A 26,906-nucleotide genomic window follows, 5' to 3' on the forward strand; every position below is an offset into this window, starting at 1 on the left:
AACCTTTTTCTAACAAACTAGAGTTTCAATATACAAAGGATGGATAAATAGCATGAAGCTTATCAGGTATATTGTTTTTATAACCCTCTTGTTCAACAGTCTCTTTGGCTACTGTGATCAACTCATTGTAGGTGTTTTAAAATTTGCTCCCCCTTTTTCATCAGTGGGTACTAACAATCACTACTTTGGTTTCAGTATCGACCTGCTGAATGAAATATGTAAACGCATTAATGCAACATGTACCTACAAAGCCACTGATTTGAACTCGCAGTTCAAAGATTTAAATGATGGTGTTATAGACATTACCACGTTACCAAGTCCTCTTTCTTCGACTGAATCAGAAGACTACGTATTCAGTCTGCCTTATATGATAAGTAAAGGACAATTTGTAGTATTAAAAGACTCCGATATCAACTCAATAGAGGATATTAAAAACAAAAAAATTGGTGCGCTTCAAGCAACTTCTTTCCAGTACAATATTCTCCCTAACTATACGTCCAAAGAAAATATTAAAACATATCCCCAAGTTACAGCATTAATACAAGCTGTAAGCACTCATGAGGTTGATGCAGCGTTAATGAATGAAGATGTTGCCAAATATCTATTACTCAACAAAACCATAGATGGTTTTCAACTTGTAGGAAAACCTATTGTTACAGGAAATGGATATGGAATAATTGCACTTAAAAAGAATGCTCCTATAATTGATAAAATAAATAAAGCCTTATTACAAATAGAAACTGATGGAACTTATTTAGCTCTTTATAATAAATATTTTGGTAAATAGTTTAGTCAAAACATAGTATAGATACTCAGCGGATTTAAGGAAGAACTTTTCATCACTGTAAGCCAAGTTCAGTGACCTATTTGATGAGCAGAGTAATAATAAATTCACTCCTTTTCCCTGAACATTGTTAGTCGAAATTGTTCCATGATGTTCTTGAACAATACTGTATGAAATGGACAAACCCAAACCGGTCCCTTTGCCAATGGGTTTAGTAGTAAAAAAAGTTCGATTGCAATTAACCTATGGCGCACTTTTTCAATAGTTAATTTAGGAGCGTTGTCTAGTCTTTTTTAAGATATAAATCCATCCAATCTTTAAATCGTTGCAGACGATCTATTTGAAAATCTGGTCTATCAAACGTATGGTATTGCTCGGGATAAATGATCAATTGTGTGGGTACTCTCAGTGATTTTAAGGCTTGATATAATTGTTCGGAACCAGTGCATGGCATGTTAAAATCCAAACTGGCACACATAAACAAAGTAGGTGTTTTAATCTTATTTGCCTTCATTAATGGATAACTAAGCTTCAGGTAAATTTGAGTATTTAACCATGGTTTCCCCAATTCAGACTCATAATCTAAAGTATATTGATCCTGACCATAGTTTCCCAAAATACTACCAGTTCCAGCTCCGCTAATCGCCGCCTTAAAACGTTGAGTGCTTGCAACAACGTAATTAGTAAGCATACCACCATAACTCCAGCCTCCTACAGCCAATTTATTAGGATCGATAATACCTTTCTTAATTACATGATCTACAGAAGCAAGGACATCTTTGACATCAAGGTTCCCCCAGTCAGCCTTAATAGCATTGGCAAAATCAAATCCTTTTCCAGAACTTCCCCGCGGATTAGGAGCTATAATGGTATACCCCTGTGCAGCAAGCCACTGCCAGTCAAAATTAAACTCATGGCTGAATTGATAAACGGGCCCTCCATGTAAATTTAAAAATGCAGGATATTGTTTTCCAAGTTTATAATTTGCAGGTTTCAGCAATAAACCTTCGATTAAAGTTCCATCAAAACTTTCAAATTCAATGTTTTCCACGGGACGAAATATCACTTCATCTAAAAGTTTTTGATTATGATGAGTTAATGGTCTTAAAGTATTTTCTACTGCAAACAGTTCTGGTGGATGTTGATCATCAGAGGAAACAACTACTATTCGTTGCAGCCTTGTTGAAAATTCACTATCAACTTGCTCTCCTTTAGTTAATGCTCTAACAGCACCTGTAACGACATCAATTTCACTAAGATGAGTATTTTTACTCGTCTCAATCAGTGCATATATTTTCTTACCATCTTCAGACCATTTAGGTTTAGTAAACCAGCGATCTATAGGGGCAATAATCTCCTCTTTATGACTGGTTAATCCAACAACCGCTAATTGTGTGGGAGCATAGGTAGGTGACTTATTATTAAAGCTCAAATAAGCTATTTGAGAACTATTAGGGCTCCATGCGGGATTAGATTCCCAATCCGGATCCATTCCACCTCCTGAAATACGGGTCAATTGCATCGCCTTACTTCCGGGTTTGTTGCTTATTACATACACATCCGAATTGTAACTCCTATCCGGTTCAGCTCCTCTTTTAGAAATAAATGCAATGTAATCTCCATTAGGAGACCAGGCTGGAGCCCATTCATCGTAAGGACCTGAAGTTAATAATTTAATTTGCTTGTTTTGGATCTCCACGCGATAAAGATGTGTTCTTTCTTCGCCAAGATAACCCTCTGTATCCTTTTTAAAAAGATATCTTATGATAACTATGGGTTTATTTTTGGAATCCTTTTCTTTTGACTTACTGGCAATAAAAGCAATATTTTGTGAATCGGGAGACCAGGAAAAATCACTCACATCATACAGGCTATTAGTTAATTTAATAATTTGTCCGCTTTGTCTGTTTAATAATTGAAGAATTGTCGCTTCATCATCCTCAAATAAAAAAGCAATCCATTGACCATTAGGACTCCATTTGGGTAAAGAACTGCTATATTTCTTATCAGTCGTAAGTTGTTTTGATATTTTACCATCGTAAGACACTACCCAAATATTACTTACTGCATCTATTTTGCTAACATTTTCTTCTACTGTATAGACTACCCATTTTCCATCTCGCGATATATCAGGTTCACTGACTGTCTTAATTTGCATAAAATCACTCAAAAGAGGTAGTCTTTGAGAAGACCATCCATTCACACAAAAAATGAAAAATAACAACGCGATAATAGTTTGAAAATAGGAACAATCTTTTTTCAAAATAAATTCCCTTTAAAAAATTGGAACCCTCTCTATTACTTAATCCACCGGAAATGCTCTAAAATTAAAGTAGTCCCAAAGTTTATATAGCATTTTTTATATTTTAGTCTAAATTTTATTCAATAAAAATAAGGTAATGCGTCTCAGATGATTATTTTTTAGACATTGAGTTCAAATTAAGCTAGAATTAACACACAATCATTAAAAAGGAGTTTTTATGATTAAGATACTCAAGATGTTCTTAATAGGATTATTCATGAGTATAAGTTCGATTGCTTTGGCATATAATGGCTATCATCATGGACATCATCATAAACATCATAAGCACTATAAGCATCATAATTGGTACTATAATGGTCATCCTGTTAAATACCATCATAAATATAAGCACAAAAAATATCCTTATAAACATTATAAATATCATAAACATCCCTATCACAAAGGATATTATTATACATGGTGATTATTCAAAAAACTCATATTGAACCTTTCAAATATAATAACGTTATTGAATATAAAGAAAATATTCAATAACGTTTATTTTGTGAAGCCTTTTAAATACAATTATCACTATTCCTTATTTCTTGCTACTCCCAATTCAATCAAAGGTTTTTATTGACCAGATAGATCAATATATGAGATAACAACAATGATGTAAAAAGAACTACAATGGAAAAATATAGATCATTACTGGTAAATTTATACCAGAATTACAGGAGCTGTCTCGTAAATATCTGAATGAGACCCATATTTAAGGGAGTTACTATGAGAGCATTAAGAGAATTACATCACCGTATGAAACCCTATCATTTTTCGAAAATCAAGGACGTCCATCTCTCCCAAAAACCTGGTTTTTTATGGGGTACTCTTTCTGGCGATCGTTGGCGTCATAAAAGTATGGGAGTAACATTGGACCATATTACAGATCCAGAGATGTTTCATGAATTGGAATCACATGCATTTAATAATTTAAGATCATGGCAAAAAGAAAAAGAAGCACCGCCCCAAAAAGTTGAAGTGGTTCACCAGGATTTTGGAGACACTGCTTTAGAAATGACTAAAAAACATGGAAAAGTATATCCTGTTCTCAACATGGCCAATTCTTTATTTCCTGGCGGAGCTGCTTTAGAAGGAGGAAGCGCCCAGGAAGAAAATATGTGGCATCGTTCATCTTGTGCCCGCTCATTACTGTCAGAAGGAATTTATTATGATGAGGCACGAAAATATTTTCTTTATGATGAAAATACCAGAAAACTTTTGCGCGGGCAGGAAAAAATGAGCCCCGATGAATTGGAGTCATTAAGTAGACGACTTGGAATAAAAACTCCTAAAGCCTATAAAGTCTTTATGGATGAGCAACCCCAGATTTGTTTTAGAGGACCGGAAATTCTGGTTCCAACAAATTCTGATGAATTCACATCAAAACAATTTATTGCAGACAGTACATTGAGCTACGCATTTCTCCCAAAAGAGAAAATATTTCCTTTTTATGAAATCAGAGCAGCTGCCCCTGAGCTTGTTGGCAAAGAAATTGACTTAGGAAATCAAGATTTTTTAGGTAAATACACCAGTGACTTAAGACGCCGTATAGGTGCTCAACTCGATACATTAATACTTAAAGGAAAAACTGATGCGATCTTGGGAGCCTGGGGATGCGGAAGTTTTAAGAATAAGCCTGATATTGTTGCCAGAATATATCGTGAGGAAATTGAAAAACGAGCCAAACACTTTCAACATATCGTATTTCCGATAATAGATACGCAACAGGAAGCCAATTACCCTGTGTTTAAAGAATACTTAGATGGCTTGAAACTTGGAAATTTAGCAGGAAAATTAAGTTTCAATACAAAAGTACCCACATTGGCTAATACATACAGTATGTATGCCCCAGGACATAAGAAATCAGAAACAACAGCAAAAGATGCCCCCAAAAACCCGAGTTGTAGTCTCTTTTAATTTTACAAAGTAATACCCTGCTGATGCAAATATGGCTCTTCTGAAATCAATTTAATGAAGAGCCATTTAAGATTAACACATAGGAACATATGAACTTTTTAGTATAAGCCATTATAATAAACAATATATTTTATTGATGGGTTTTTACCTTGCGATATGAAGTTGGGTGATTTGTAACTACTCCAACACCAGTATCAACTACCCTACCAATTCCATGTCCTACAGCTGCACCAGTATCGGCCACAAAACCCACACCCGTACCTACCACGTTAGCACCATACTTTACACCGGCACCTACAGTTGCATTGCTGTATTGACTGGCCTCATTCATTGTATTACATCCAACCAAACTTAAGGACATGAGTAACGCTGAAGATGCAATTATCACTTTCATTATGTCTCTCCTTAAATCATACAAAAAGCATTAGAATGAACATAATATATACATATAGACCATAAATCACCCTAATGGTAGTTTTTTTTGAGAAAATATTTATATGTTCGTATTGTTAAAATGGGATTTTAGGTAGTAGTACTCAAGGTAACTTCCCTAAAGTTTTTCCTGATTTTTAGTTAAACCAGAATCTGTTATACAAACATTTGATTTAATCATTTCGAGAAAATCATTAAGTAGTAAGTAGTACAGCGCTCTAAATCCAGCTAGGAAATTCATGAGTAATCATTCAATTCAATGCACTACCTCTATTTTAGTGGTTCTCTTTTTACTTAGAACTCTTCTTGATAGGGGGCAGGATTATTTTCTTGGAAATTTCTAAAATTTTCTTCCGCTTCATTTTTCTTTTCAATATTAAAGCAATCTTTTTTCTCTGCTGGATCTTGTATGCTTTCACAATCATTATTTGCATATAAATTTGGGTTTACAGGATCAATAGCAAATGTATTCAGTGGAAGTAATGCCATAATAAAAATTAATTTTTTCATCATTGACTCATTATTTATTCTATTAACAATAGCTATCATACCTAATTCAAACAATAAAATACATGTAAACATGTGTAATATAAAATATCTTAGTAGAGATCATATAACCCCCTACTTTTACATGAAAATAATCCACTCAATTCAGCCAAGCTCATCTGACAACCAAACTTCTTGAGCATGCAAATTTATCTGCATGCTCGAATAGATAGAGGGTAATTAAATGGATAAAATGCGGCTTAATTGGTCCATTTGTTCGCGGCTCTCTGTTAACAACTTCTGTTGAGACTCCTCAAACATTAATTGCTCACCTGCTGTAATCGCTGTATAAGGTAAAGGCTTAATTGCTGCGGCATAAAAGGAACTGTAGTTTTTATCGCCAAATAAACTCTCATCCTTTGGTAGCATATTCATTTTTTGCACTATTTTATTCGCTTGCGCTTCTAATTGCTCTGCTTGTGCTATTGCTTTGGTCACATAATGATAGGTACCATATCCCCCCCCAAATACGAGCGGCAAACCAATAATAAGAGGTATAATAGAAGCAACAGAGGCTAAAACGAGCACTAATCCGATAGTAACCGCCAACATTGATAATGCAGTATTACAACCCCCATCAGCTATAGATAATAATTGCTGATTAAAAGCTGAAATTTGGTTAATAAACTCTACTAAACCTGCTTTATTTTTATCAAACTGAATGTATTTATAGATCTTTTGGTTATGACTTTGACAACCTTGTATCGCAGTAAGATGATTTAGCATTTGATCAATAATGTAGGTTAAATCTGTAATTTTCCCTTTACGAACATATGTCATAACAATATTATGAAGAGTTTTCGACCAATGAGGTTCCGTATTAATAAACTCTCGAGAATAAAGGTTTAGTTGCTGAATAAATTCAATCGGTAGTTCCTCGCCAATATTCAGATGATTATCTCTCCAAAAAGCCATTCCACGAGTATATTTGGGTAAGCCGTCAGCAAAAGTTTTATTTCTCACGGTCAAAGTATTTAACAAACTAACATACATATAAAACTTACCAAAATGATCGGTATTTTGCTTTTCAATTTGTTGACATAATAGAGCTAATTGATTTGAAGGCATTATTATTGTTCTCGCTGCAAAAATTGGCAACTATATCATAAGAAAATACAAAAGATAAATTATTAAGCACTTAATTATTAAGCACTTAAATAAACAATTTCCCAAATAATAATCAAGAAATTTAAGAATATCATTGGCTAAAGACGAGCAAGAGGTAAAATGGCATTCTATTTTCAGCATCAGATCAACCTGGAAGTGGTGCTTGGACCCCATTTGCAGGAATTATTATTTCCAAACAATTTAAGAAATTTTCATTAAGTTCGAATTTAATTTATACCCAAAGCACTGAAGGAACGCAGGAAACAACATTATCTCGGTATTTGATTATAATTTTGCGACCGTTTTAGAGCTTTTTCAAAATGAACAGACTAAGTTTTATATCGATGGCGTTATGGAATTCAATGGTGAGTATGTTGCAAAGGATAATATTGCAGGTCTTACTGATCAGAATAGCGGTGGAGATAGTATTTTTTATTGCCCGGATTAAGAGTCAACATGCATGCCATTTCCTGTTACCTTGGAGTGAACATCCCACTAAGACAAAGCTGTTATGGCACACAAGTGAAAAGTAAATATGGCCTCACCGGGGGCATTGATATCAGTATTTAAAAACTTATTCTTGTTTATTACATAGTGCGGCATCAATGAATAAAAAGATATAAGAATAATATTGGACGTAAAAAATACTCCTGTAACTTGATATATTTTATTTTTTGACTTCAGTTTTTTTTCTTCTATGATAATTAATTAAACAGTTTTTATAAGGAGATAGACATGGAAGACATGAACAGTCATTTATCATCCGCCATACCACTCACTATGGAATTAAGTAAAAAAATGTTTCTCGATTTTGCTTACATCCATCCCCAAGAGTTTGGTGCAATTCGTACACCTTACGATCTCATGGAAAAACAGATGAACGTATTGCTAAAAAACAACCTTAATTACCTCAATTACATGAGCAAGCTCTTTTCTGTTTGGTTTTACCTTCCGAATGAAACCGAAAGAAAAATAGAAAGATTTGCTGGAAGAATAAGTAAAACAACAAAATCTCATGCTCTAGCAACTAAAAATAAAGGTTTTTCACATAAAAAGCATGCAAAAAAATCACATCACAAAAGCCACGCGATACACTAATTTTTAGTTGTATTAGTATGCGCCTGCTATGGGATGCGTTATAAAAAAAGAAAAACAGGATTTTAAATGCCTTATAATGTATTGAAAAATTTCAAATAACTGCCGTAATCAAAAAGCTTAGATTGCGGAAAGTTATTTAAATTAAGCCTGAAAAATATTACGCATAAAAAAGATCAAACATTGTTTTTTCTTCTATGATTAAATAATAAATATGGAAGAAACCAATTCCTACCAGTTATTTCACAATAAGCTGCACATCGAATTTAAATATGAAGGCTGTTGGATAAGATATTCTAAAAGGAATTTCATTATGAAAAAGAACTCTTTTCAACAACCACCACAACATCAAAAGAAACAACCAGGAAGCGAAAAAAAGATGCATCCAAAACCCATTTTTATATCTCCTCATCATCGAACAAGTAATAAGTTAAGAAGCAAAAAAGCATTAATCACAGGAGGCGATAGCGGAATTGGTAGGGCAGTAGCCTGCTTATTTGCTCAAGAAGGGGCTGATATTTACATCCATTACTTAAATGAACATGAAGATGCAAAAATAACTAAAAACATGATAGAAAAGATAGGTCAAAAATGTTGGTTAAGCGATGGAGATTTACAAGAGTATTCTGCTTGTGAGACTCTTTGTAAAATATCTCTTGAACAATGTGGTAAAATTGATATTTTGATCAATAATATTGCAATACAATACCCTCAAGATACCGAAGAGGATATTAGTTGCGTGCAAATGGAAGAAACATTTAAAACCAACTTTTTTTCTTATTTTTACATGGTTAAGGCTTTATTACCATTTTTACAAAATGGTGCTGTTATTATAAATACAACCTCTGTCACAGCCTATAAAGGAAATGATCATTTAATTGATTATGCTGCTACAAAAGGAGCATTAGTAGCTTTTACCCGCCCCCTCTCGCAAAATTTAATAAAACGGGGTATTCGAGTAAATGCTGTAGCGCCTGGTCCTGTATGGACACCTTTAATCCCTTCAAGTTTTAATGCTGAAGAGGTCAGTCATTTTGGTGAACAAGTGCCTATGAGACGTGCTGCTCTACCTTATGAAATTGCCCAGCATATTTATATCTTGCCTCTGAAGACTCTTCCTATATGACTGGGCAAGTTCTGCATCCTAATGGAGGAGTAATAGTGAATGGCTAAATGGAGATAAGAGATTTTGAATAAAAGAAGAAGCAATGAAAAAAACTCAGGTTTTAATGTTTTATATACGGTAAGGCATATAATTGCTTTTTTTTGTACACTACTCGGTTTTTTTATTATTAAGCATATTACACTGTTGTTATATATTAAGCCCTATCAACCACTAGATACTTTAAAGCTATTGCAAATATTATGGAATTCAACCAGTTTGTTTTTACAATTAATCGTGATATTTAATTTTTTTATTAAACCACTATTTATTTATTTTTTTGTGATTTTTTTATTTTATTGGCTTAAGAATAAGAACCTATAAAAAAGTTATCTCTCTAATATCAGTACATACATTTATAATTAATTGGCGAATGAAGTCTTCCCCTACTCCTTAGAGTAGCCGCCAAGGTTATTATGCAAGCAGGGAGTTTTTCTGTAGATTTATATAGATACAAAAATTTATCGTCTCTTTTTATTGTGTTGTTCATCTACATCATCATCTTCCTCTAATTCAGGATGTTTGTGTTTTTTAGATTGACTTGAAACAGTCTCAGTTATTCCGCTTTTACTTTGAAAAAAACTCGTCCAATTTGTGTAAGTCCCCATTTGTTGTTGCGGTGGTGATATTTTCATCCGTACACTGGGGCCCCAGAATGATGACATATAACGACTATCAGATAGAATGTCTAATTCATCTAGCGTAAAAGGGGTGATTCCTCCTACTTCTCCATAATTTTCAGCCATTGTAGAAAAATACTCCATACAACGCTCATAGATTCGTTCATTCGAAATATCAATTTGTGAATAATTATCCACTCTTTCCCCTTTTGCCATTTTTTCTTTGGTACGTAAGACCATTTCATATGCAGCTTTGTAATGACTGTCCAGCAGATATATTTGAAGATTAGGTAATTCAAGTTCCTTACCAAAACACAGCAATAGAGAATTTAAAACAAAAGGAGAGCGGCAACTAAAACTAAATTGCTTTGAATCTAATGGAGCATTGGAGGCACGTTCAGAATCCTCAACAGAATCCACTGCCATTTCCCAAAGACTTTGGAAGTTTTTTGCTTTTACAGAAACTAAGACACTCAGTAATTGTACAAAATTAAGTTGTTTTCCTGATTTAAGCTTTAAATCAAGCTCACCTTTTTCTATAGCGTGTGCAAATGCTTCCAGCAGTAATCGATGTGAATAGGAGCCATGTAAAAGAACACGATTAACTTGCTTGTTTTCATTAAAAAGTTGGCCGCTTGAGACTACCCGATCAGCGATCATACTACTGACAAAACCAATAAACTTAACGACAAAGCCGTTTTTATTTACATCACGCAGACCCTCACGTTCTAATAATAAGGTATCCAGCATCCTTCCTTTTTTTAAAGGTTTATAGCTAGGTGGCGGAGGACCAGGTATGTAGTTTCCTCTCCCTGCGATCAAAGAATCAGGAAATGACTGTTTTTGTGATGGTAAAATTTGACTTTCTTGCATTAATTTTCCCAGCGCATCATCTAAATCTTTGAGATGATGTGCTACTTTCAAGGGATCATAAGCAAAGCTTATGAGTTGATTCGCAATGTTGACTATCTCATCAGCAGACAAATCTTTTAATAAAGCTTCTGGAATATTTAAATCTTCCGCTTGAATAGTTGGAGGAGGGGTCTTCGATACTTGAATCGTGATCTGCTCTTGTTCTATTTTGAAATTTGGTGCTATTTTGCATTTATCAAAAAAATCTGAACTCTTATATGAGGTATCAGGGGTTAATTTCTTTACCTGTCTCGTAACAGTGATACCATTTGAATCATTGCGCTCAAGCATGATTACCTCTTAGCTGATTACCTATTTAAGTATAGGGGATTTTGCACATAAAATAATCAATGTTGCCCCAAATAAGAAATACTGTTATTTAGAGTCTATAGTCATGATGTTAGTACATAAAACACCAGGATATTTTTATGTTTTCAAAAAATGTAGATGTTTTGATTGTGGGAGCTGGAATTGGTGGATTATCTTGTGCAATAGCCTGCAAGCAAGCTGGCTTCTCAACAACAGTTTTGGAAAGTAATTTAGAGCCTAGTAATATTGGGGCAGGTATCTGGCTCCCTCCGAATGCATTACAAGTTTATGAACAAATAGGGATACTCAATGATCTTTTCCCATTAGGTTGGTGCATTAATCAGATTAACTTAATTTCTACTTTTTCAGGCACGCTTAGAGAAACAAATTTAAATAATTATTTAGATAAATACAAATTTACACTACTGGCATTACATCGTGCTCGTTTATTAAATTTTTTGGTTGAGAAAGCCGGTCTTCAGTCAATACAATTTAATACACGCATTAAACAAGTAAAACAAAACGATTCCGATGTAAGCGTATTTCTAGAAAATGGAGAAAGTATCACTGCAAAGATTCTTATTGGCGCAGATGGGATTCACTCAACGGTAAGAAATTTAGTGTTTGGAAATAAACAAATAAGATATTCAGGAACCAGTAGTTTTAGAGGAGTTATTAATTTATCTGGAATTGCAGAGGGGAAGCATGAATCGTATGAGATTTGGGCCCCTGGTCGTCGATTAGGATATTCATTAATTAGTGATAATGAAATGTATTGGTATCTAACTTTTGGGGTCAATCAATCCTGTTTTTTACCAGAAAATGAGAGATACCGAATGTTATTAACTTTTGTTGAGAAGCATTTGACAAGCCAAGTTGAATTATTTCAGGCAATGAAGCCTGAGCAAATCATTCAAACCGATATATCTGAATTAAAGCCCATAAGCCAATGGAATTATAAGAGAATTTGTTTACTTGGAGATGCTGCCCATGCGATGACACCCAATTTGGGGCAAGGCGCAGCCCAAGCTATAGAAGATGCATTGGCTTTAACTTTGGCTCTAAAAAGACATGGTTTAAATGAATATGCTTTAACTGCATATAACGCGACTCGTATTAAAAAAGTGAACTATATAGTAAATAAGTCGAGAGAAATTGGAAAAATATGTCATATACAATCAAAAACATTGCAAGCAATAAGGGATTACTTTATTCGAATCACTCCACATTTTATCGAAGAGAAAATCATGAATCGAATTTATATATTAAATTCCAAATAATATGCGATCGTTCGACAAATTAGTAATAAAAGGGCAAGAGCTATTTTGATCTAGGAGTTCAAAAAAATTACTACTCTTGCTCATTTTACCTAAATGAATACAATTTTCCCCTTAATCCCGCATCACAACATCATCTATTCAGGGCTATACTTGTTATGAGCAACCCGAATTGAACAATTAACAATACAATTGATTATGAGAAAATTTCATTTAGTAGCAGAAACTTCGCCAACGCATGCTAACTTAGCGCGTTTTTTGAAGGCCGATGGATGGAAGCCAAGCAGGTTTTCGGCTCTGGCATTGGTTAATGAAGCCTGGCTTCAGTTTCCATCAGTGATTAGCGAAACATTGGAATACAAACATTTGCTGGCAGCCTTTTTACAAGCAAATAAGCTTGAATATTTGATGCCTAAGACTTTTTTTATCGATGATCAGATTTGGCCTTCTGTATTAGCTAAAATTGAGAATTCACATTCTGCCAACACACCTTGGATATTAAAACCATCCATGTTAAATAACGGTCAGCATATTCATATATTTCATAATTTAAATGATATTGAGGCACATTTTCTCTCACATCAGCGTATGGGAGGCCCCCAAGTTCTGCAACGTTATATTGTTAAGCCGCTACTAATCCAAGGGCCAGAGTCGGGTCATAAATTTTCTATTAGAAAATTGTTAGTTGTATCTACTCATGTAGGATCAGCGCTTTTTCCTAGTGGCTATTTGAATATTGCCTTAAAACCTTATCAAGAGGATAATTTCAACCAACCGGAGGCTCATCTTACTAATGAACATCTTAGTGATGAACGATTTAATGTCGTTCAACGCTTAAGTAATGAGATGGCAATTTTCCAGCCCTATAAATCAAGTATTATTTCCACCTGCCAGCTCATAATAAAGACCTTGAAAAATCAATTTGCAACCATTTGGCAAGATAGCCAGCCTCGGATTGCCTGTTTTGGTTTTGATTTTATGGTTGAAGAAAATGGTAAGCTTTGGTTACTGGAAGTAAATCATGGCCCCTGTTTTCCCGTTGATGATTCACATCCTTTATTTAATACTTTGTATCGCCCTTTTTGGCAACAATTGATAAAACAGTTTATTGATAGAGAATCCTCAGATTTTATTGCATTGGATTAGAGCTTCCAACATAGTATCCAAGATTTATTGAAAACACACTCCATATTAGCAAAAGATCAAAGTAAGATCTATGAGTACTTTATAAACAGATTCCGTAGAGTTGCTCTTCTGTTTTTATTGCTTCACTAACATTTTCAGAAAGTATTCTATGCTGAATAGCAACAATATTATTATAAAAATCAGATGTTTCAGTCTGACGACGATTAAACAAAGTATGTCCTTGATAAGCGTTTGCAACGGCTGCCTGTGCAATAATCGCCTCTAAGGCTTCAACTGCAGAAGGAAGCTCACCCCTTTGATGTTTTTGATACAGATCAAAAATAGCAGCAGCACCTTTTGGTATTTTAATTTCATGGTCTTTACTTAGTTTACGTATTTCTCCACCGAAGACTCCGACTTTACCATTGAGTCTAATGATATCTACAAAAATGCTCTTGAGAATTTTTTCTGCATTTGCCTCAATCCCAATCCTATTCGCTTGAAAATTTATTGGATTATTTAGCAGCCACGTTCTCTTGAGTTTATTAAAAATAAACTCGGCTTCATTATCATTAACATGAAGCTCTGATTTGAGATGTCTTTTGGTTTCTTCTTTTCGTAGCAATGAATCTCTTGCTGTTTTGTATTCATATACATTTACATTTTGATCAGGACTATAATAAGTTTCAAAAAGCTTGACAGCCACTTCTGACACTTCTATTTGTTCTGATGTTTGCTCAACAAGAGTATCAAATTTATTTCCTAAATCTTCAAGATCAAGACGCAAAGGACTATCTTCATTATAGTCAGCATTATATTCTCTAAATTCATCAATAATTTGCTCTTTTAAATCAGGATTTTCGATAAGAAAATTTAAAAATTTTCTGTTTTTTCTAAGTTCTGCTTTTAGCAGATAGCTACGTTGGGTTTTGTGGGTTACCAATTCTTCTCGTAGTTTAGGACTCTCAATTGTTTCATCGGCAATGGCTCGATAAATTTGCTCGTCGAATAAAGCTCTTTTAAGAAAAACCGAAAAAACATCTTTGATAAAATCCGGGTTATCCTCAATCCCAGCCAGATCTAAAATTCCTCCATCCGTCTCATCAGGAAAATTACGCGGTTTTGCATCGCTTAAATGCGGGAAGTTTGTAATATCTCTTTGAGTTATGGGAAAAGCATCTTTAGGTTTTATACCATAGGCTCTTTCGCCATTCTTATAAAGTGGTTTATCAGGATTTTTGTTTTGGTATTTTGATGTGATTGGCCAGGTTGCTTGATCATGATCAATTTTATCGGATACTAAATTGATTGGATCATAGCCAATATTACCACCATGCAGATCATTCTCTTCCTCAGTATAAGCAGCGCCCAATATTTTGCCAATACCTGATTTTACTAGGTCTATCTGCGGTGGCGAACGCATGTAACCAATCTTTTTTCTCTGTTTTAGATAGTAATCATGTAAAGATTGAAAATTATCGATTGCCCTAGAAATAACCCCAACACGCCGTCCTTGACTGTCATGTACGCTTCTAACTCTGGGTGTGCGGTCATTTAATAGAAGGCGATAACATATGCCATTGAAGGCTTCTATTTCAGTAATTCTTCTTCCAGATTCTTCTGTTTTTAGAATTTCTATATTTTGTTTATCAACTTTTTTTACTTTCTCAGCGCTATGAGAAGGTTTCGGTGCACCTGTTTCTCTTATAATTTTATTATGAACCGGATAATATTGTGTGCGCTCTTTACTTTTATGAGGTGGATGGTAAATTTTTTCTTCTTTAGTCAGCTCTTGGTGTAACAACATTAAGTTATTGAGTAAATGAGTATTTTGCTCATGATTGTAATCAGGACTTGAAAGAATTGCGTTGATAACAATCCCAACTTTTCTTTTACTGGTAATCGTTAAAATTTGTGTCTGATCTTGAACCTCAGTGTATCCCAGTTTTTTAAAGAGGGAAAAATTCCGAATTAGATAATCAATATTCTGGGTATCAGCTGGCAATGTTAAGATGATAAACGGCTTCTTCTCTGGTTTCTCTATACCCTTTGGGAGAACATCTTCATGAGTATAAACCTCTTGAAACCCTAACTCTTTTTTACTATAAATTCTCATAGATGTAGTTCAGCGCACTCTTTTGTTGAACATTCTAAGTTAGAAAAATTAACAAAATATTAACAAGTTTGCGCATTGTGAAAATCAAATGAGCAAGTCGACTGTAAGCAATCAATCTTTCAAGAACTGTTAGAAAAAGAAGGCATTGTCATTATCAATGGTCAGATTGATTTAAAAAATATTCTTGGGACGGTGAACTATAGCGATATAATTTAGGTCCCTTCGAGCGAGCTAATGTGACAACTCTTGTTATACTTGAATCAGTTCATATGTTTCATTATTCTGTAAATATGTCTAAATAAAAAATTACTTATGAGTCCATCTATCGCGTTTATTATACTATATTCTTTAATGCCTGCTGCATTAATGTTCATGGGTGGTGGAATTGCTAGTATTTACCAGCCAGGTAATCAAATAACCAGTGCTACGCAACATTTTGCTGCTGGAGTTGTTTTTGCTGCAGTAGCAAAAGAATTGTTGCCCAAAATTGGCGCTTATCATGATCCCCTTGCTCTTACTATTGGTTTTTCAATAGGTATTCTCGGAATGTTATTCTTGAAATGGTTAACCAGCAGATTGGAAGATCTTGAACAAGAAAAAACCGGTATATCATGGGGATTATTAACTGCAGTTGGAATTGATTTATTAGTAGATGGTATTTTAATTGGTGTCTCTTTTTTGGCAGGCGAACGAGGCGGGGTACTTATAGCCATAGCTCTTTCGATTGAAATTTTCTTTTTAGGGTTATCGACTACTTCCACATTAGGAGCTAGGAAAGTAAGTACACCTATTCGTTTGTTAGCCAGTTTCATTTTAGCAATATTGATTCCTATTGGCGCAGGTCTCGGTGCAAGTTTATTAATTCATTTACCTCAAACTGTTACCAATGGAATTTTATCTTTTGGTGTAGCAGCATTACTTTATCTCGTCACCGAAGAACTATTGCTCGAAGCTCATGAGGTTCGTGAAACGCCATCGATTACTTTATGCTTTTTCGTTGGGTTTTTGTTGATTTTATTGTTAGAGGGACTAGGAACCTAAGCTTAATGACCCATTTCCATATAACAGCAAGTAATGCCTTATCTACGCCATAAATTTCTTTATTAGGATCATGTAGGGTAGCGATGGGAGTTGTCAAATGCCCCTTATCTCATATTTGATTGCCTGGACGGCTATCCTCACTTAGGAAATTTAAAACTTAAGTTAAATTGCGCAGAAGCCAAGTAGGTGCTAAATTTTAATTGTTTACTTCAATAAATTTTATTGATGAAATTAGGAGAAGACGATAAGTACTGAGACGCTTCCCTGAATAGGAGCGGATACACATCGAAGCCTATTGGGACTATGCATCTTGGCTTTTTTGCCTTACGTAGCGCGTAGCAGTAGGGTAGTACTTAGAAGTATATACAAACCAAGGAGAAAAAAATGAAGAAGAAGATGATTGCGATGCTGGCCTCAGTTTTATTAATGAATCTTGCATACGCGGCTGATGATAACAATTCTGATACACAGGCCTCTAAAACTGATGTTCACACAAAAATTATGGATCTTGAACTAATAAGTGATGGTTCTTCCCCTGATTGCGAGAAAATCTTTAGCCAAGCTCTAAAAGAAAAAAACTTTACTTGGGAAAAAGGTAAACACACTATTCTCCCTGGTGGACATGCTATCAGTCACAAAGAACGTATTATGAAGAGTTACTCAGATCATGATCAAGTTTTAGTAAGGCATAAAGTGCAGTTCAATGGTCAAGATACGGCTGACGTCATTGTTGGATTCTCAAAAAGCAAAACAAATAAAGATGAGGCGGCAAGCGGACTTATGATGGTAGTCAATTGGGTTGACGCTCAAGGAAAACCCGAAGAAAGAACCTGTTTGTTTTCATTTAAAGAAAAAATAGAAAATTAAATAACGGAAGTTGTGTGAGTACATTAAACTCTTTAAGAGAGAGATTTACATTTTCAATTAGTCTTTTCAACTATAAGGCATTAGTATGAAAAAAATCGGGGTTATTGATCATGTAAACTCTCTCACTTTAGAACAGTTTCATTCTAACTATGTTTTGCGGAACACTCCTGTAATTATAAAAGATTTTGTTGAATTTTGGAGAGGATATAAATTATGGTCCCTGGATTATTTTGCAAAAACTATAGGACAAATTAAAGTACGTTATTATATTTCTAAATCAAACGTGTATCCCGATCTTAGCTTTATAGATGAAAGAGCCATGGATAAAAACGCTTTTTTTAACGAGGGAAAGTTCGTTCATTTTATCGAGCTGCTAAAAGAGTTTAAAAATGTATTTCTAGCTGGAGATGAATTATCGCTGTTTGATAAAAAAAAATATAACCAACAGCTTGATGTTTTAACGCAAGATTTCGAAATCCCACCATTAATAGATAAAAATAAACTGCAGAGTGGAGGATTATGGATTTCCCCCAAAAATATTGTATCGTGGTTGCATTATGATCAAAATGGTTGTCATAATTTGAATGCTCAAGTTAAAGGTTCAAAAAGCATTTTTTTATTTCCTCCATTAAATACTCAAAATTATTATCTGAATTTATACAGTAAAAATGAAATAGCGAACTTTAGTCAAGTAAATATCCAGGCTCCCGATTACATTCAGTTTCCTCGATACAGTAATGTTGTTTACTTTGAGGGGAGATTAGGTGAAGGAGAGGTTTTATTTATTCCTGCCTATTGGTTGCATAGCTTCAACCACCTTGGTGACATCAATATTAATTTGAATTTTTGGTGGGATGAAGACGAATCAACCAAGCATTCTAATCCATTACTAGTCAGAGAAAAATTTTTTGTTGCAGTCAAAAAAGTATTATCCGGAGAGGGAAATAAATCCCTTCTTTCTCAATTAGAAAAACAGGATAAAAATATTCAGGAATTAATAAGAAATATAGAATTACAAATCTTATCTTCTTAATCCAAAAATTGCTTTGCAGGGTAAAAATTGAACTTTAGAACTAAAAATTACAGCAAGAGAGTCAATTTTAAAAATTTTTTCAAGGTGCGAAAAAATTTTTAGACTACTCTCTAACCTGTAAAAAATTATTTATTCACTATCAATACAACCAAAACCTAAAACTCGGCCTTCTTCTTGTGCTGTGATTTGAGTTGCATCTGCTCCTGCAATTGAAACATCATCTAATTCAACAAATTGAATTTCTGTGGTGTTTTGAAGTTCATCGAATATTTCGTCTTTCATATTACCTCCTCATTGCATTTAATCATAAAGCTTAATTTTAGCTTTTCCCTTTTTATTTTAGTATAGTTTACGGAAGTTGCAGCGGCAATAGCTAGTATAAATAAAATATGATTAGAGACTTTATTGTTATATTGTGAATGGATATCCCAATATTTTTTAGCTATATTCAAATAAATATAGGAGGATATTCATTTGAGTTCACTCACATTTTACCAACTCGGCCATATTTTTTACGAAACAATGAGTAATCCGAGTAAGAATTTTTTTGATTTAGCGCAAATTTTCAGCGACTTAAAAAGAAAAGACATCATTTCTCTGATTAATAACTTTCTCATAGAAATAACCGTCAACGATAAAGTTACTGAAGCCAATCAGATATACTTTTATCAACAACCCGGCATTCATTTATTAATGCGTTTTACCCACTGCAAGTCATCTTCCAACACTTTATCGGCAAGTGAGGTAGATGCTATTGTGATGAATTTATCAGAAGTGGACATTAAAATACCTTTGTATCATTGTAGCCTACAACAGAATCATTTGTATGAGAAACCTTATCCTCTAAAGCAAGAAGAGGATTTAATTCTCCCCTCTTACAAGCCCGTTTGCTTACCTGCATTTTCCTCAGTGCTTGATTTTTACAATGCATCACATAATGCACCATTGCTTATTGTGCACTCAGATAAAAAAGCAAGAACTACTTGGGTCTTTAACCATGACTCTTTAAACCCCATACGACGAATTAGCACCGATGTACGCGCGTCAAGAATTCGATTAACTTTAGAATTATTTCAAGCGATGCATGTCAAGGGAATTAAACCGCTTTTAAAAAAACTGATTTTGTCGCGTTATGATACGCATGTTCGCTGGGAAGCAATGAAATATTACTATAAAATTAATGGTAAGAGTGCCTTGCCTATATTGCAAAAAATTGCGGCTCAGGATAATGATCCTGAAATACGACGGGCTTCACAAAAAACATTAGAATTGTTAATGGGGAACACGCATGGCGGAAACATTTTATCCTAAAGTGAAAAAACCCATTTCATTAGAGAGATTCGTTAAATTTATTGATAATAATCCAATCATAGATGCTCTGAAATCCTCAGAATATAAACCTGAATACTTAGAAACAATTGCCCGAAAATTAGGACGATTAGCTCTTAATAAAACTTTTTTGGCAAAAAAATTAAGTAATGAATTAAAAAATTTTGATACGTTTCAGATAGATAATCAGTTCAAACCCTCCACCATTATAATTCATAAAGGTAGTAACTATTTGATAAGAGCAGTAATTTGGATGCCTCTACCAGATCCTAACCAAGCTAAAATTTTTTCTTATTTTGAACCGCACGATCATAACTTTGACTTTTTTACCGTGAATTATTTTGGGCCCGGTTACAAGACACGAATTTATAATTACGATTATGATTCAGTAAAAGGAATACCGGGAGAAGAATTAAATTTGCGATTTACTGAGGAAAGCTATTTAACCAAAGGGAAGGTCATGTATTATTATGGTAGTTCTGATGCTCATATTCAATATCCCCCTGAATCCATAACGGTTTCACTAAATTTAATTTTGCCAAAAACGCATCCAGCGAAACGCCGCCAATATGAATTTGAATTGTTTGGAGAAAATGGAAAAGCCAAAATAATTTTAGGTAACCTTGACCGTTTAACTCAAATGCGCACTTTAATTGATACCGCAATCAAATTAAGAGATAAAAGCAGTTTGGACCTCATACGAAAAATTGCTATGACACATGCCAACGAACAATTAAGGGCAATAGCGTGGAAAGCAATCTTATCAAATTATCAGGATAATTCTGCTGACTTGGCTTTAGCACTTCAAGACAATAGTGAATACGTAAAAGCCTCTCTTAGAGAATTTACTGCAGACTGATACGTGTCTTCTCTGAATTTTGCATCTTACTTATATAAAAACAAATTGAATATTAGATGGCTCCAACTATTATCTCACGGGGAAAACTTTTAATGCCTGGAAAGTTAAGAACATAATTTACAAGTTGAGCCAGTTCTATAGGGGGGATTGTATTTGCCTCATTTACATTGGATATTGTGAGCTGCCCTGGAGCAATGGTACACACTCTAACCCCTTGATCTCTTACTTCTTCAAATAATGATCCGGAAAAGCCGAAAATTGCATGTTTGGTTGCACAATAAGTTGCTGCACCAGGAATATAGTCTTGCCCTGCTATGGAGGCAATATTAATTATTATACCTTGTTTACTCGCGATCAAGTGAGGTAAAGCTAATCGAGTAAGCATGATTAAAGATACCAAATTAGTCTGAATAGTATCTTTTATAATTGGAAGGGGCATATTTATAAAATTTCCAAAATTGAAACAAGCCGCATTATTAATTAGAACGTCTAACCCTTTAAAATGATGAATTACCTCTTGAATAATAGATTCAGCTGCCTCAGGAAAAGATAAGTCGTTAGCAACAGTTATAACTTCACTTTTATCTAAAGACTTAGCTAAATTACTTAAACCATTTAGATTTCTTCCATGCAGAGCTACTTTGTTGCTCGGAGTATTTAGGAATTTTGAAATTTCTCTGCCAAGCCGTCCTGTAGCGCCAGTTAATAAAATTTTCATTATAAATTCCTACTCTAAAAATTAAAATAATTGCAAAGAGTCTTAAATTAACACCTTCTCCGTCAATAACGCTTAATAAACAAAAGGAATAAAACGATAGTGAACACGTTTGGCATATTCAATATAACTGTTTGAAAACTCTTCAGTGAGTGCTTTTTCCTCAAGCATAGCACGTACGATAAGCAGAATTGTTAAAAGGAAAGTAAAAAGTAAACCATACCATGAACCTAGTAATAAGGGTATGCCAAGAAAATAGAGCGTAGCTCCAGAATACATGGGATGACGAACATAGTGATAAGGACCAGTAGTAACAATTTTATGTTCTCGTGCTTTCTGAATCTTTACAACAGGAGAAGCATAAGTATTCTCTTTAAATACCAAATAAAAAATAGAGAATCCTATTATCATTAGAATAGCTGCCAGCACTTTGATTAAAAAAGGGACCATGTCTTTCTCAGAACGAGCCACATCGAATGCGATAAAGGGTAACCAAGTAATTTGTAAAATTGAGAAAAGTATCATAACCACTTTGTCCCATTTTTTTTGACCGCGCTGAATAACAAAAGATAGCCTTTCTTTTAATAATGCTGGATCATGTTTGGCCAACCAAAAACCAATCGCTAGTCCAAAACCTCCTTGAAGAAAAAGAAAGATCCATGCACTTGGCCAATTGATAGTACCGACAGGTATAAAAAGAAAAAACGCCATAATTAATAACGTTAGAAACGTATGAATAATTAATTTCAAAATCACAATCTAATCATCCCTAATTCCGATTTTTAGTTGAAAAAACTTCTCTGCAAATAGGAATTTTATACATTAAACGAGGTACTTACAAAGATATTATCAAGACCGATTCAAGCTTGAAAGCGGACATTCCACATTTTATTTAAATGTTACTCTAAATCTTGATTGGATTGACCTACCTGAAGTATTCACCATGTTATCTTTATCCGAATTAGGTGGTCAAGCAAAACAATACAATCCAAGGTAATAATCAACTTGCCTTGCTTTAGATACTCTCATCAAGGATTGTATTAATTTAAAAATACTCTTGAAATGGTGCACCCTAGCGATGTAATTTCACTCCGGAGTAACGCATCGCATTTAGATTCGCTTTAACTTAAGTTAACCACTATACTTTTTGAAACCACAGCACCAAATAGAGAATCTAAAATATTTAGCTCACTTCTTAAGGAGCCTTGCAATTCGCTCTTAAGAAATTCTTTGTGCCTTATATAAAGTTGTTGGATTTCCTTCATCAAGGATAAATCTGGCTGGTTCTCTCTCATGATATTTATTGCATTTACCCCCCCTTTCACAACATGAAACAGAATTTTTTTCTTTGCTTCAATTGGTAAATCTGGGTTTAATAAAATTTCATTCGCAAATGGAAGTCCCTCTGAAAATCGATTTGTTTTACGATAAACTACCATCATGCTGGCACATAAACTTCCTTCCCAATCTATGCTGGAAGGATAGGTAGATAAACGATGCGTGAGTAAGGCATCTTGATAGGTATTAAGAGCCAGATCGAATTTCCCTTGCTCAAAAAGTTCCCCCCCTTGTTCTCTTAGAGAATTACAGTTTCCTAAAATTGATATCATTTCCAAGCGTTCTGCATCTAAATCTTGTCCTAAGTGTTGTTGAATCAATTCTTGATACTGACAAAAGAACTTAGCCACCATTCGTAGAGACATTTTTGCTACTATTTGGTTATCTTTTTCATTGGATAAAAGCTCTTCCATAACCGCTTTAATTCCATTAAGGATAATTTCTTTCTGAATTTCCCCCCCAGGCGCGCAAGCATCTAATACATCTCTAGCTTCTGATAAAATTTTATCGTGCAAATGCAGTTTTCGAAAACATGAAATAATCTTTGAACGCAGAAGCACTTCAATCGTTTCCTCTCTAGGCACTTGCATACGAGATAAATTTAAGGCTTCTTGATAAGCTTCCAACGCCAAACAAAAATTATCTTCTTCATATAATTTTTCCCCGACATCTTGAAGCATGGGTTGTAGTAGTTTTAATTTCCGACTTGCATCCTCTCGTTCCTTAGAAGGGCTGGGTAATTCTTGCAGGGAGAACATTAAGCGCTCTTTTGCTTCAATTAAGTCTAATAATTTAGGCACAATCGAAATTTTTTCCCGAATTATCTTTAATGCATTATGATAAGCTATCCGGCCTTCAATTTCTTTTAAGCGTTCAGCGAAAAGCAGTTTTTCCTCGGGCAATCTTGTCCGTTCTCCAGCTAATTCATAATAATTCTTAGCTTTTTGCAACCAAGCAATAAAATATTCTTTTCTTTCTTTATAGTGTGCAATCAACTCCTCACGATGTTTCTCTAAATCGTGCTGCACATCATGCTCATAATCTTGTTGCTGAAAATAATTTATTTTACCGTCTGAAATCTTCATTCCCTTAATCATCTGATCAATACGATCAAAAGAATCGATGATCCCGTGCGCTAAAAAATAGTTGGGATCAATTTGAGTATCACCTTGAGTAATTACCGTAGGTAGTCCTTGCTCTTGATGAGAAAATGGACTCAGTTCTCTTGGATTTACAGAAAATGTGGTAAGTCTCGGTTTACTTTTATATTTTTTTGAGTCGGGCAATAATTGAAAGCTAATTCCATCATCCCCTGTTCTGGTTTCCAAGACTGCTTGAAGCCATGCTTCTTTCTGTTCAGACAGAAGATCATCAGGTGCCTCTACATAAAAACAAACCTTGTCTTTTCCAAAAGGCATGTTATAACATCGTGGCCAAGCGAATTCATGCCAACCAAATTGACGCAGACGTTCAATTCCCCGAACAAACTCTAAGGGCGATGTTCCACTAATATCCATAGGAGTAGGCCGTACATTGTTACTGACTTTTAAAGATCGTGGATCTATTTTCACATACGCAAGCAGGTGATTTTGAACTGTAACATCTTCTGTCACCAATGAAGTTTTAAAGGGTTTAATGGTATTCTGGCTAAACTCATTCACTGCATTTACAACAAGACGCTTACTTCCCGTGCAATCCATCACATAATCACAGGCGATTACTTCCTCTTTGCCCTCTTTATCAACAACAATTAATCCTTTTGGTTCCGGGTTAAAACCAACAAATGTTTTTTGTTCGACAGAGATACTCAAAGATAAAGCATGTTTCCATAAAAGCCGTTCTACATCCTTAATATGGGCTGTTTTATTATTAGGAAAATTAAATTTGATGCCCACACCACACTCAGCACGCTCAAGCACTGTCGAATTTATATGACCCGGTCTAACATATTCTCCTGCTCGTGGATCATAAACAACAACATCTTCAACCCCAGCTTTTTTGAGTTGAATTGCAGTATAAAGTCCACTGGGACCTGCACCAATAACAATAACCATGTTTCTTATCGCTCATATTTTAATGAGCACGATTGTACATTATTAACATTAACAGATCATTAATTGATCTATGCATGCAGGAGCAAATCCGGCTAAAATTCAACGGAATGTGAAAATACGGATAGTATCAAGCAAAATACTTTAGTAGAACTTGATCCCAAAATAAAACCTATCCCTACTAGAGAAGGATCTCAGCAGAAGGAAATACAGCAAAAGATAAAAAGTGTTGTCAAGGACAGCAACAGCATTATAGTTTCTTAAATTACATCTTTTTTTCGTTCAAAAGTTTCATTATACTCGCACGGACTTATCAAACCTGCTTCATATTTTTTCTGAGCCTCAATATAACAATTATTAGGCTTATCTTCCGCAACACCAACAATAGCATCAAGAAATTCAACCACCCATTGAACTATCTTTCTCATTTGGAACCTTCCCTGTGATAAAAAAACATCCGTTCAATTCATTATAGCCCTATTTCAAATTCTTTTGCCACTATGGAATCTCAGATTTCTCCTAAACCAACTGTGGTCTTTTTCAAGGTTATAAAGAACTTCGTTTAAGAAATTGGATTTCGTTACCTGTTGAGCCTCAAAATATTAATTATGTCTTGCTTACACATGCTCATATTGATCATAGTGGATATATTCCACTACTGGTAATAAATGGATTTCATGGAAAAATAATTTGTACTGAGGCTACATATGATTTATGTAAAATATTATTACCTGATAGCGGTTATCTTCAGGAAGAAGAAGCTTTTTATGCGAATAAAAGAAACTATTCGAAACATCATCCAGCCCTTCCTCTTTACACTCGAAAAGATGCCGAATTATCACTCAACTACTTTCATCCTACAGATTTCAATAAGCAATTGAAAATGCATGATGATTTTTATGCAAGTTTTTATTATGCAGGCCATATTCTTGGAGCATCCTTTATACAAATTTGTCATAACAATGTATCTGTACTTTTTTCAGGAGATCTTGGCCGAGCACAGGATCCCATTATGAATCCTCCCCAAGCACCATTAGAGTCTCAGTATTTAATTGTTGAATCAACCTATGGTAACCGTTTACATGATATAACAAATCCTGAGAAACAACTTGAAGAAATAATTAATCGCACAGTAAAGCGCGGTGGTATCGTTTTAATCCCTGCTTTTACAGTCGGTCGCACACAGTCTTTGTTGTATTACATTCAACAATTAAAATCAAAAAAAGTAATTGCAGATATTCCTGTTATTGTTGATAGTCCAATGGCTACTAATGCAACAGAAATATTTTCTCATCATGCAAATGAAAGTCGATTAACTGCACAACAATGCGCTGAAATTTTTGGTATTGCACGATATGTGCGTACTGCAGAAGAATCAATTGCACTGAGCCAGCAAAAGATGCCCATGATTTTAATCTCCGCAAGTGGCATGGCCACCGGTGGTCGAGTTGTACATCATATTAAAAATTTTGCGTCAAATTATAGAAACACTATTCTGTTTAGTGGTTTTCAAGCTGGCGGGACACGTGGCGATAGAATTATTCGTGGTGAGAAAGAAATAAAAATGTTTGGACAAATGGTTCCAATCCGTGCTGAGGTAACACAAATGGAAAATACATCCGCACATGCAGATTATACTGAAATATTGTCTTGGTTAGCCCACATAAGAAATGCCCCCCGAAAAGTTTTTATTACTCATGGTGAAAAAGAGTCTACCCAATCGCTTAAAGTAAAAATTGAACAAAAATTTCATTGGAATTGTGTAATCCCCAACTACTTAGATCAAGAAGAATTAAGATGAATAACAATTCGTATAATGGGTCAAATAAACTAAAATTAGTCAAATTAGGAATTGATACGAAGCAAGAATTTATTCTTTTTATACGATCAGATTGTTTTATTTGTATCTCGGAAGGATTTGAAATACAAGCACGGGTTATGTTCGGTTAAATAAAAAAACTATAATTGC

At 34.5% G+C, this 26,906-nt stretch carries 24 protein-coding genes; 13 read left to right on the plus strand and 11 right to left on the minus strand.

The features are described from left to right. The first annotated feature begins 52 nt into the window (after positions 1 to 52). Positions 53 to 787 (plus strand): transporter substrate-binding domain-containing protein, encoded by a 735-nt coding sequence (locus Ltuc_RS07835; protein ID WP_065236212.1) that lies wholly within the window; start codon positions 53 to 55, stop codon positions 785 to 787. 280 nt (positions 788 to 1,067) lie between these two features. On the opposite strand, the gene Ltuc_RS07840 is transcribed toward Ltuc_RS07835, so the two are convergent. Then, on the minus strand, positions 1,068 to 2,942 hold the full coding sequence (locus Ltuc_RS07840; RefSeq protein ID WP_133138364.1) for a S9 family peptidase: 1,875 nt from the start codon (positions 2,940 to 2,942) through the stop codon (positions 1,068 to 1,070). 361 nt (positions 2,943 to 3,303) lie between these two features. Between Ltuc_RS07840 and Ltuc_RS07845 the strand changes: the two genes are divergently transcribed. After that, positions 3,304 to 3,510: a hypothetical protein gene (locus Ltuc_RS07845; RefSeq protein WP_133138363.1), complete on the plus strand. Its 207-nt coding sequence runs from the start codon at positions 3,304 to 3,306 to the stop codon at positions 3,508 to 3,510. Between the two features lie 302 nt (positions 3,511 to 3,812). Further along, positions 3,813 to 5,003 carry a poly(ADP-ribose) glycohydrolase domain-containing protein gene (locus Ltuc_RS07850; protein WP_065236213.1) on the plus strand — a complete coding sequence of 397 codons (1,191 nt, stop codon included), beginning with the start codon at positions 3,813 to 3,815 and terminating at the stop codon, positions 5,001 to 5,003. Between the two features lie 130 nt (positions 5,004 to 5,133). Here Ltuc_RS07850 and Ltuc_RS07855 read toward each other — a convergent pair whose 3' ends face one another. The 3 genes from Ltuc_RS07855 to Ltuc_RS07865 all read right to left on the minus strand — a co-directional run bounded on the left by Ltuc_RS07855 (position 5,134) and on the right by Ltuc_RS07865 (position 7,049). Beyond that, complete coding sequence (locus Ltuc_RS07855) at positions 5,134 to 5,397, minus strand: hypothetical protein (protein ID WP_133138362.1); 264 nt, start codon at positions 5,395 to 5,397, stop codon at positions 5,134 to 5,136. 332 nt (positions 5,398 to 5,729) lie between these two features. Further along, on the minus strand, positions 5,730 to 5,948 hold the full coding sequence (locus Ltuc_RS07860) for a hypothetical protein (RefSeq protein ID WP_238584089.1): 219 nt from the start codon (positions 5,946 to 5,948) through the stop codon (positions 5,730 to 5,732). 213 nt (positions 5,949 to 6,161) lie between these two features. Further along, positions 6,162 to 7,049: a hypothetical protein gene (locus Ltuc_RS07865; protein WP_058520726.1), complete on the minus strand. Its 888-nt coding sequence runs from the start codon at positions 7,047 to 7,049 to the stop codon at positions 6,162 to 6,164. A 774-nt stretch (positions 7,050 to 7,823) separates the two neighbouring features. Here Ltuc_RS07865 and Ltuc_RS07870 point away from each other — a divergent pair. Both Ltuc_RS07870 and Ltuc_RS07875 read left to right on the plus strand, forming a co-directional pair. Further along, positions 7,824 to 8,186, plus strand: a complete 363-nt coding sequence (locus Ltuc_RS07870; protein ID WP_058520727.1) for a hypothetical protein — start codon at positions 7,824 to 7,826, stop codon at positions 8,184 to 8,186. Between the two features lie 310 nt (positions 8,187 to 8,496). Further along, positions 8,497 to 9,309, plus strand: a complete 813-nt coding sequence (locus tag Ltuc_RS07875; protein ID WP_202972327.1) for an SDR family oxidoreductase — start codon at positions 8,497 to 8,499, stop codon at positions 9,307 to 9,309. A 497-nt stretch (positions 9,310 to 9,806) separates the two neighbouring features. Here Ltuc_RS07875 and Ltuc_RS07885 read toward each other — a convergent pair whose 3' ends face one another. Beyond that, the gene (locus Ltuc_RS07885; RefSeq protein ID WP_058520729.1) at positions 9,807 to 11,168 is read right to left on the minus strand and encodes a hypothetical protein; all 1,362 of its coding nucleotides are present in this window, start codon (positions 11,166 to 11,168) and stop codon (positions 9,807 to 9,809) included. Positions 11,169 to 11,305: 137 nt separating this feature from the next. Between Ltuc_RS07885 and Ltuc_RS07890 the strand changes: the two genes are divergently transcribed. Then, positions 11,306 to 12,466, plus strand: coding sequence for an FAD-dependent monooxygenase (locus tag Ltuc_RS07890; protein ID WP_058520730.1), 1,161 nt, complete (start codon positions 11,306 to 11,308; stop codon positions 12,464 to 12,466). Positions 12,467 to 12,661: 195 nt separating this feature from the next. Further along, positions 12,662 to 13,609, plus strand: a complete 948-nt coding sequence (locus tag Ltuc_RS07895) for an ATP-grasp domain-containing protein (RefSeq protein ID WP_058520731.1) — start codon at positions 12,662 to 12,664, stop codon at positions 13,607 to 13,609. Between the two features lie 79 nt (positions 13,610 to 13,688). On the opposite strand, the gene Ltuc_RS07900 is transcribed toward Ltuc_RS07895, so the two are convergent. Beyond that, complete coding sequence (locus tag Ltuc_RS07900; protein ID WP_058520732.1) at positions 13,689 to 15,704, minus strand: hypothetical protein; 2,016 nt, start codon at positions 15,702 to 15,704, stop codon at positions 13,689 to 13,691. A 312-nt stretch (positions 15,705 to 16,016) separates the two neighbouring features. On the opposite strand from Ltuc_RS07900, the gene Ltuc_RS07905 reads away from it, so the two are divergent. The 3 genes from Ltuc_RS07905 (at position 16,017) to Ltuc_RS07915 (ending at position 18,645) form a co-directional block, all read left to right on the plus strand. Beyond that, positions 16,017 to 16,745, plus strand: coding sequence for a ZIP family metal transporter (locus Ltuc_RS07905; RefSeq protein WP_058520733.1), 729 nt, complete (start codon positions 16,017 to 16,019; stop codon positions 16,743 to 16,745). Between the two features lie 384 nt (positions 16,746 to 17,129). Continuing rightward, positions 17,130 to 17,612 carry a hypothetical protein gene (locus tag Ltuc_RS07910; RefSeq protein ID WP_058520734.1) on the plus strand — a complete coding sequence of 161 codons (483 nt, stop codon included), beginning with the start codon at positions 17,130 to 17,132 and terminating at the stop codon, positions 17,610 to 17,612. 85 nt (positions 17,613 to 17,697) lie between these two features. Then, positions 17,698 to 18,645 (plus strand): cupin-like domain-containing protein, encoded by a 948-nt coding sequence (locus Ltuc_RS07915; RefSeq protein ID WP_083498062.1) that lies wholly within the window; start codon positions 17,698 to 17,700, stop codon positions 18,643 to 18,645. 129 nt (positions 18,646 to 18,774) lie between these two features. Here the strand turns inward: Ltuc_RS07915 and Ltuc_RS15535 are convergent, their stop codons facing one another. Continuing rightward, positions 18,775 to 18,927 (minus strand): hypothetical protein, encoded by a 153-nt coding sequence (locus tag Ltuc_RS15535; RefSeq protein ID WP_165480997.1) that lies wholly within the window; start codon positions 18,925 to 18,927, stop codon positions 18,775 to 18,777. Positions 18,928 to 19,119: 192 nt separating this feature from the next. On the opposite strand from Ltuc_RS15535, the gene Ltuc_RS07920 reads away from it, so the two are divergent. Both Ltuc_RS07920 and Ltuc_RS07925 read left to right on the plus strand, forming a co-directional pair. Then, the gene (locus Ltuc_RS07920) at positions 19,120 to 19,956 is read left to right on the plus strand and encodes a HEAT repeat domain-containing protein (protein ID WP_058520735.1); all 837 of its coding nucleotides are present in this window, start codon (positions 19,120 to 19,122) and stop codon (positions 19,954 to 19,956) included. Continuing rightward, positions 19,934 to 20,833 (plus strand): hypothetical protein, encoded by a 900-nt coding sequence (locus Ltuc_RS07925; RefSeq protein ID WP_058520736.1) that lies wholly within the window; start codon positions 19,934 to 19,936, stop codon positions 20,831 to 20,833. The genes Ltuc_RS07920 and Ltuc_RS07925 overlap by 23 nt, the downstream gene beginning before the upstream one ends. Before the next feature lie 52 nt (positions 20,834 to 20,885). On the opposite strand, the gene Ltuc_RS07930 is transcribed toward Ltuc_RS07925, so the two are convergent. The 4 genes from Ltuc_RS07930 to Ltuc_RS15540 form a co-directional block, all read right to left on the minus strand. Further along, positions 20,886 to 21,551, minus strand: a complete 666-nt coding sequence (locus Ltuc_RS07930) for an SDR family NAD(P)-dependent oxidoreductase (RefSeq protein WP_058520737.1) — start codon at positions 21,549 to 21,551, stop codon at positions 20,886 to 20,888. A gap of 72 nt (positions 21,552 to 21,623) precedes the next feature. After that, a complete protein-coding gene (locus tag Ltuc_RS07935; RefSeq protein WP_058520738.1) occupies positions 21,624 to 22,304 on the minus strand; it encodes a methyltransferase family protein in 681 nt (226 codons plus the stop codon). Positions 22,305 to 22,669: 365 nt separating this feature from the next. After that, entirely contained in the window at positions 22,670 to 24,940 is a 2,271-nt protein-coding gene (locus tag Ltuc_RS07940; RefSeq protein WP_058520739.1) for an NAD(P)-binding protein, read from the minus strand. A 257-nt stretch (positions 24,941 to 25,197) separates the two neighbouring features. After that, a complete protein-coding gene (locus tag Ltuc_RS15540; protein WP_165480996.1) occupies positions 25,198 to 25,365 on the minus strand; it encodes a hypothetical protein in 168 nt (55 codons plus the stop codon). 146 nt (positions 25,366 to 25,511) lie between these two features. Here Ltuc_RS15540 and Ltuc_RS07945 point away from each other — a divergent pair, with 146 nt between their 5' ends. Then, positions 25,512 to 26,738, plus strand: coding sequence for an MBL fold metallo-hydrolase RNA specificity domain-containing protein (locus tag Ltuc_RS07945; RefSeq protein ID WP_420798252.1), 1,227 nt, complete (start codon positions 25,512 to 25,514; stop codon positions 26,736 to 26,738). The last annotated feature ends 168 nt before the right edge of the window (positions 26,739 to 26,906 follow it).

The organism is Legionella tucsonensis (genome assembly GCF_001468035.1).
GTDB classification, from domain to species: Bacteria; Pseudomonadota; Gammaproteobacteria; order Legionellales; family Legionellaceae; genus Legionella; species Legionella tucsonensis.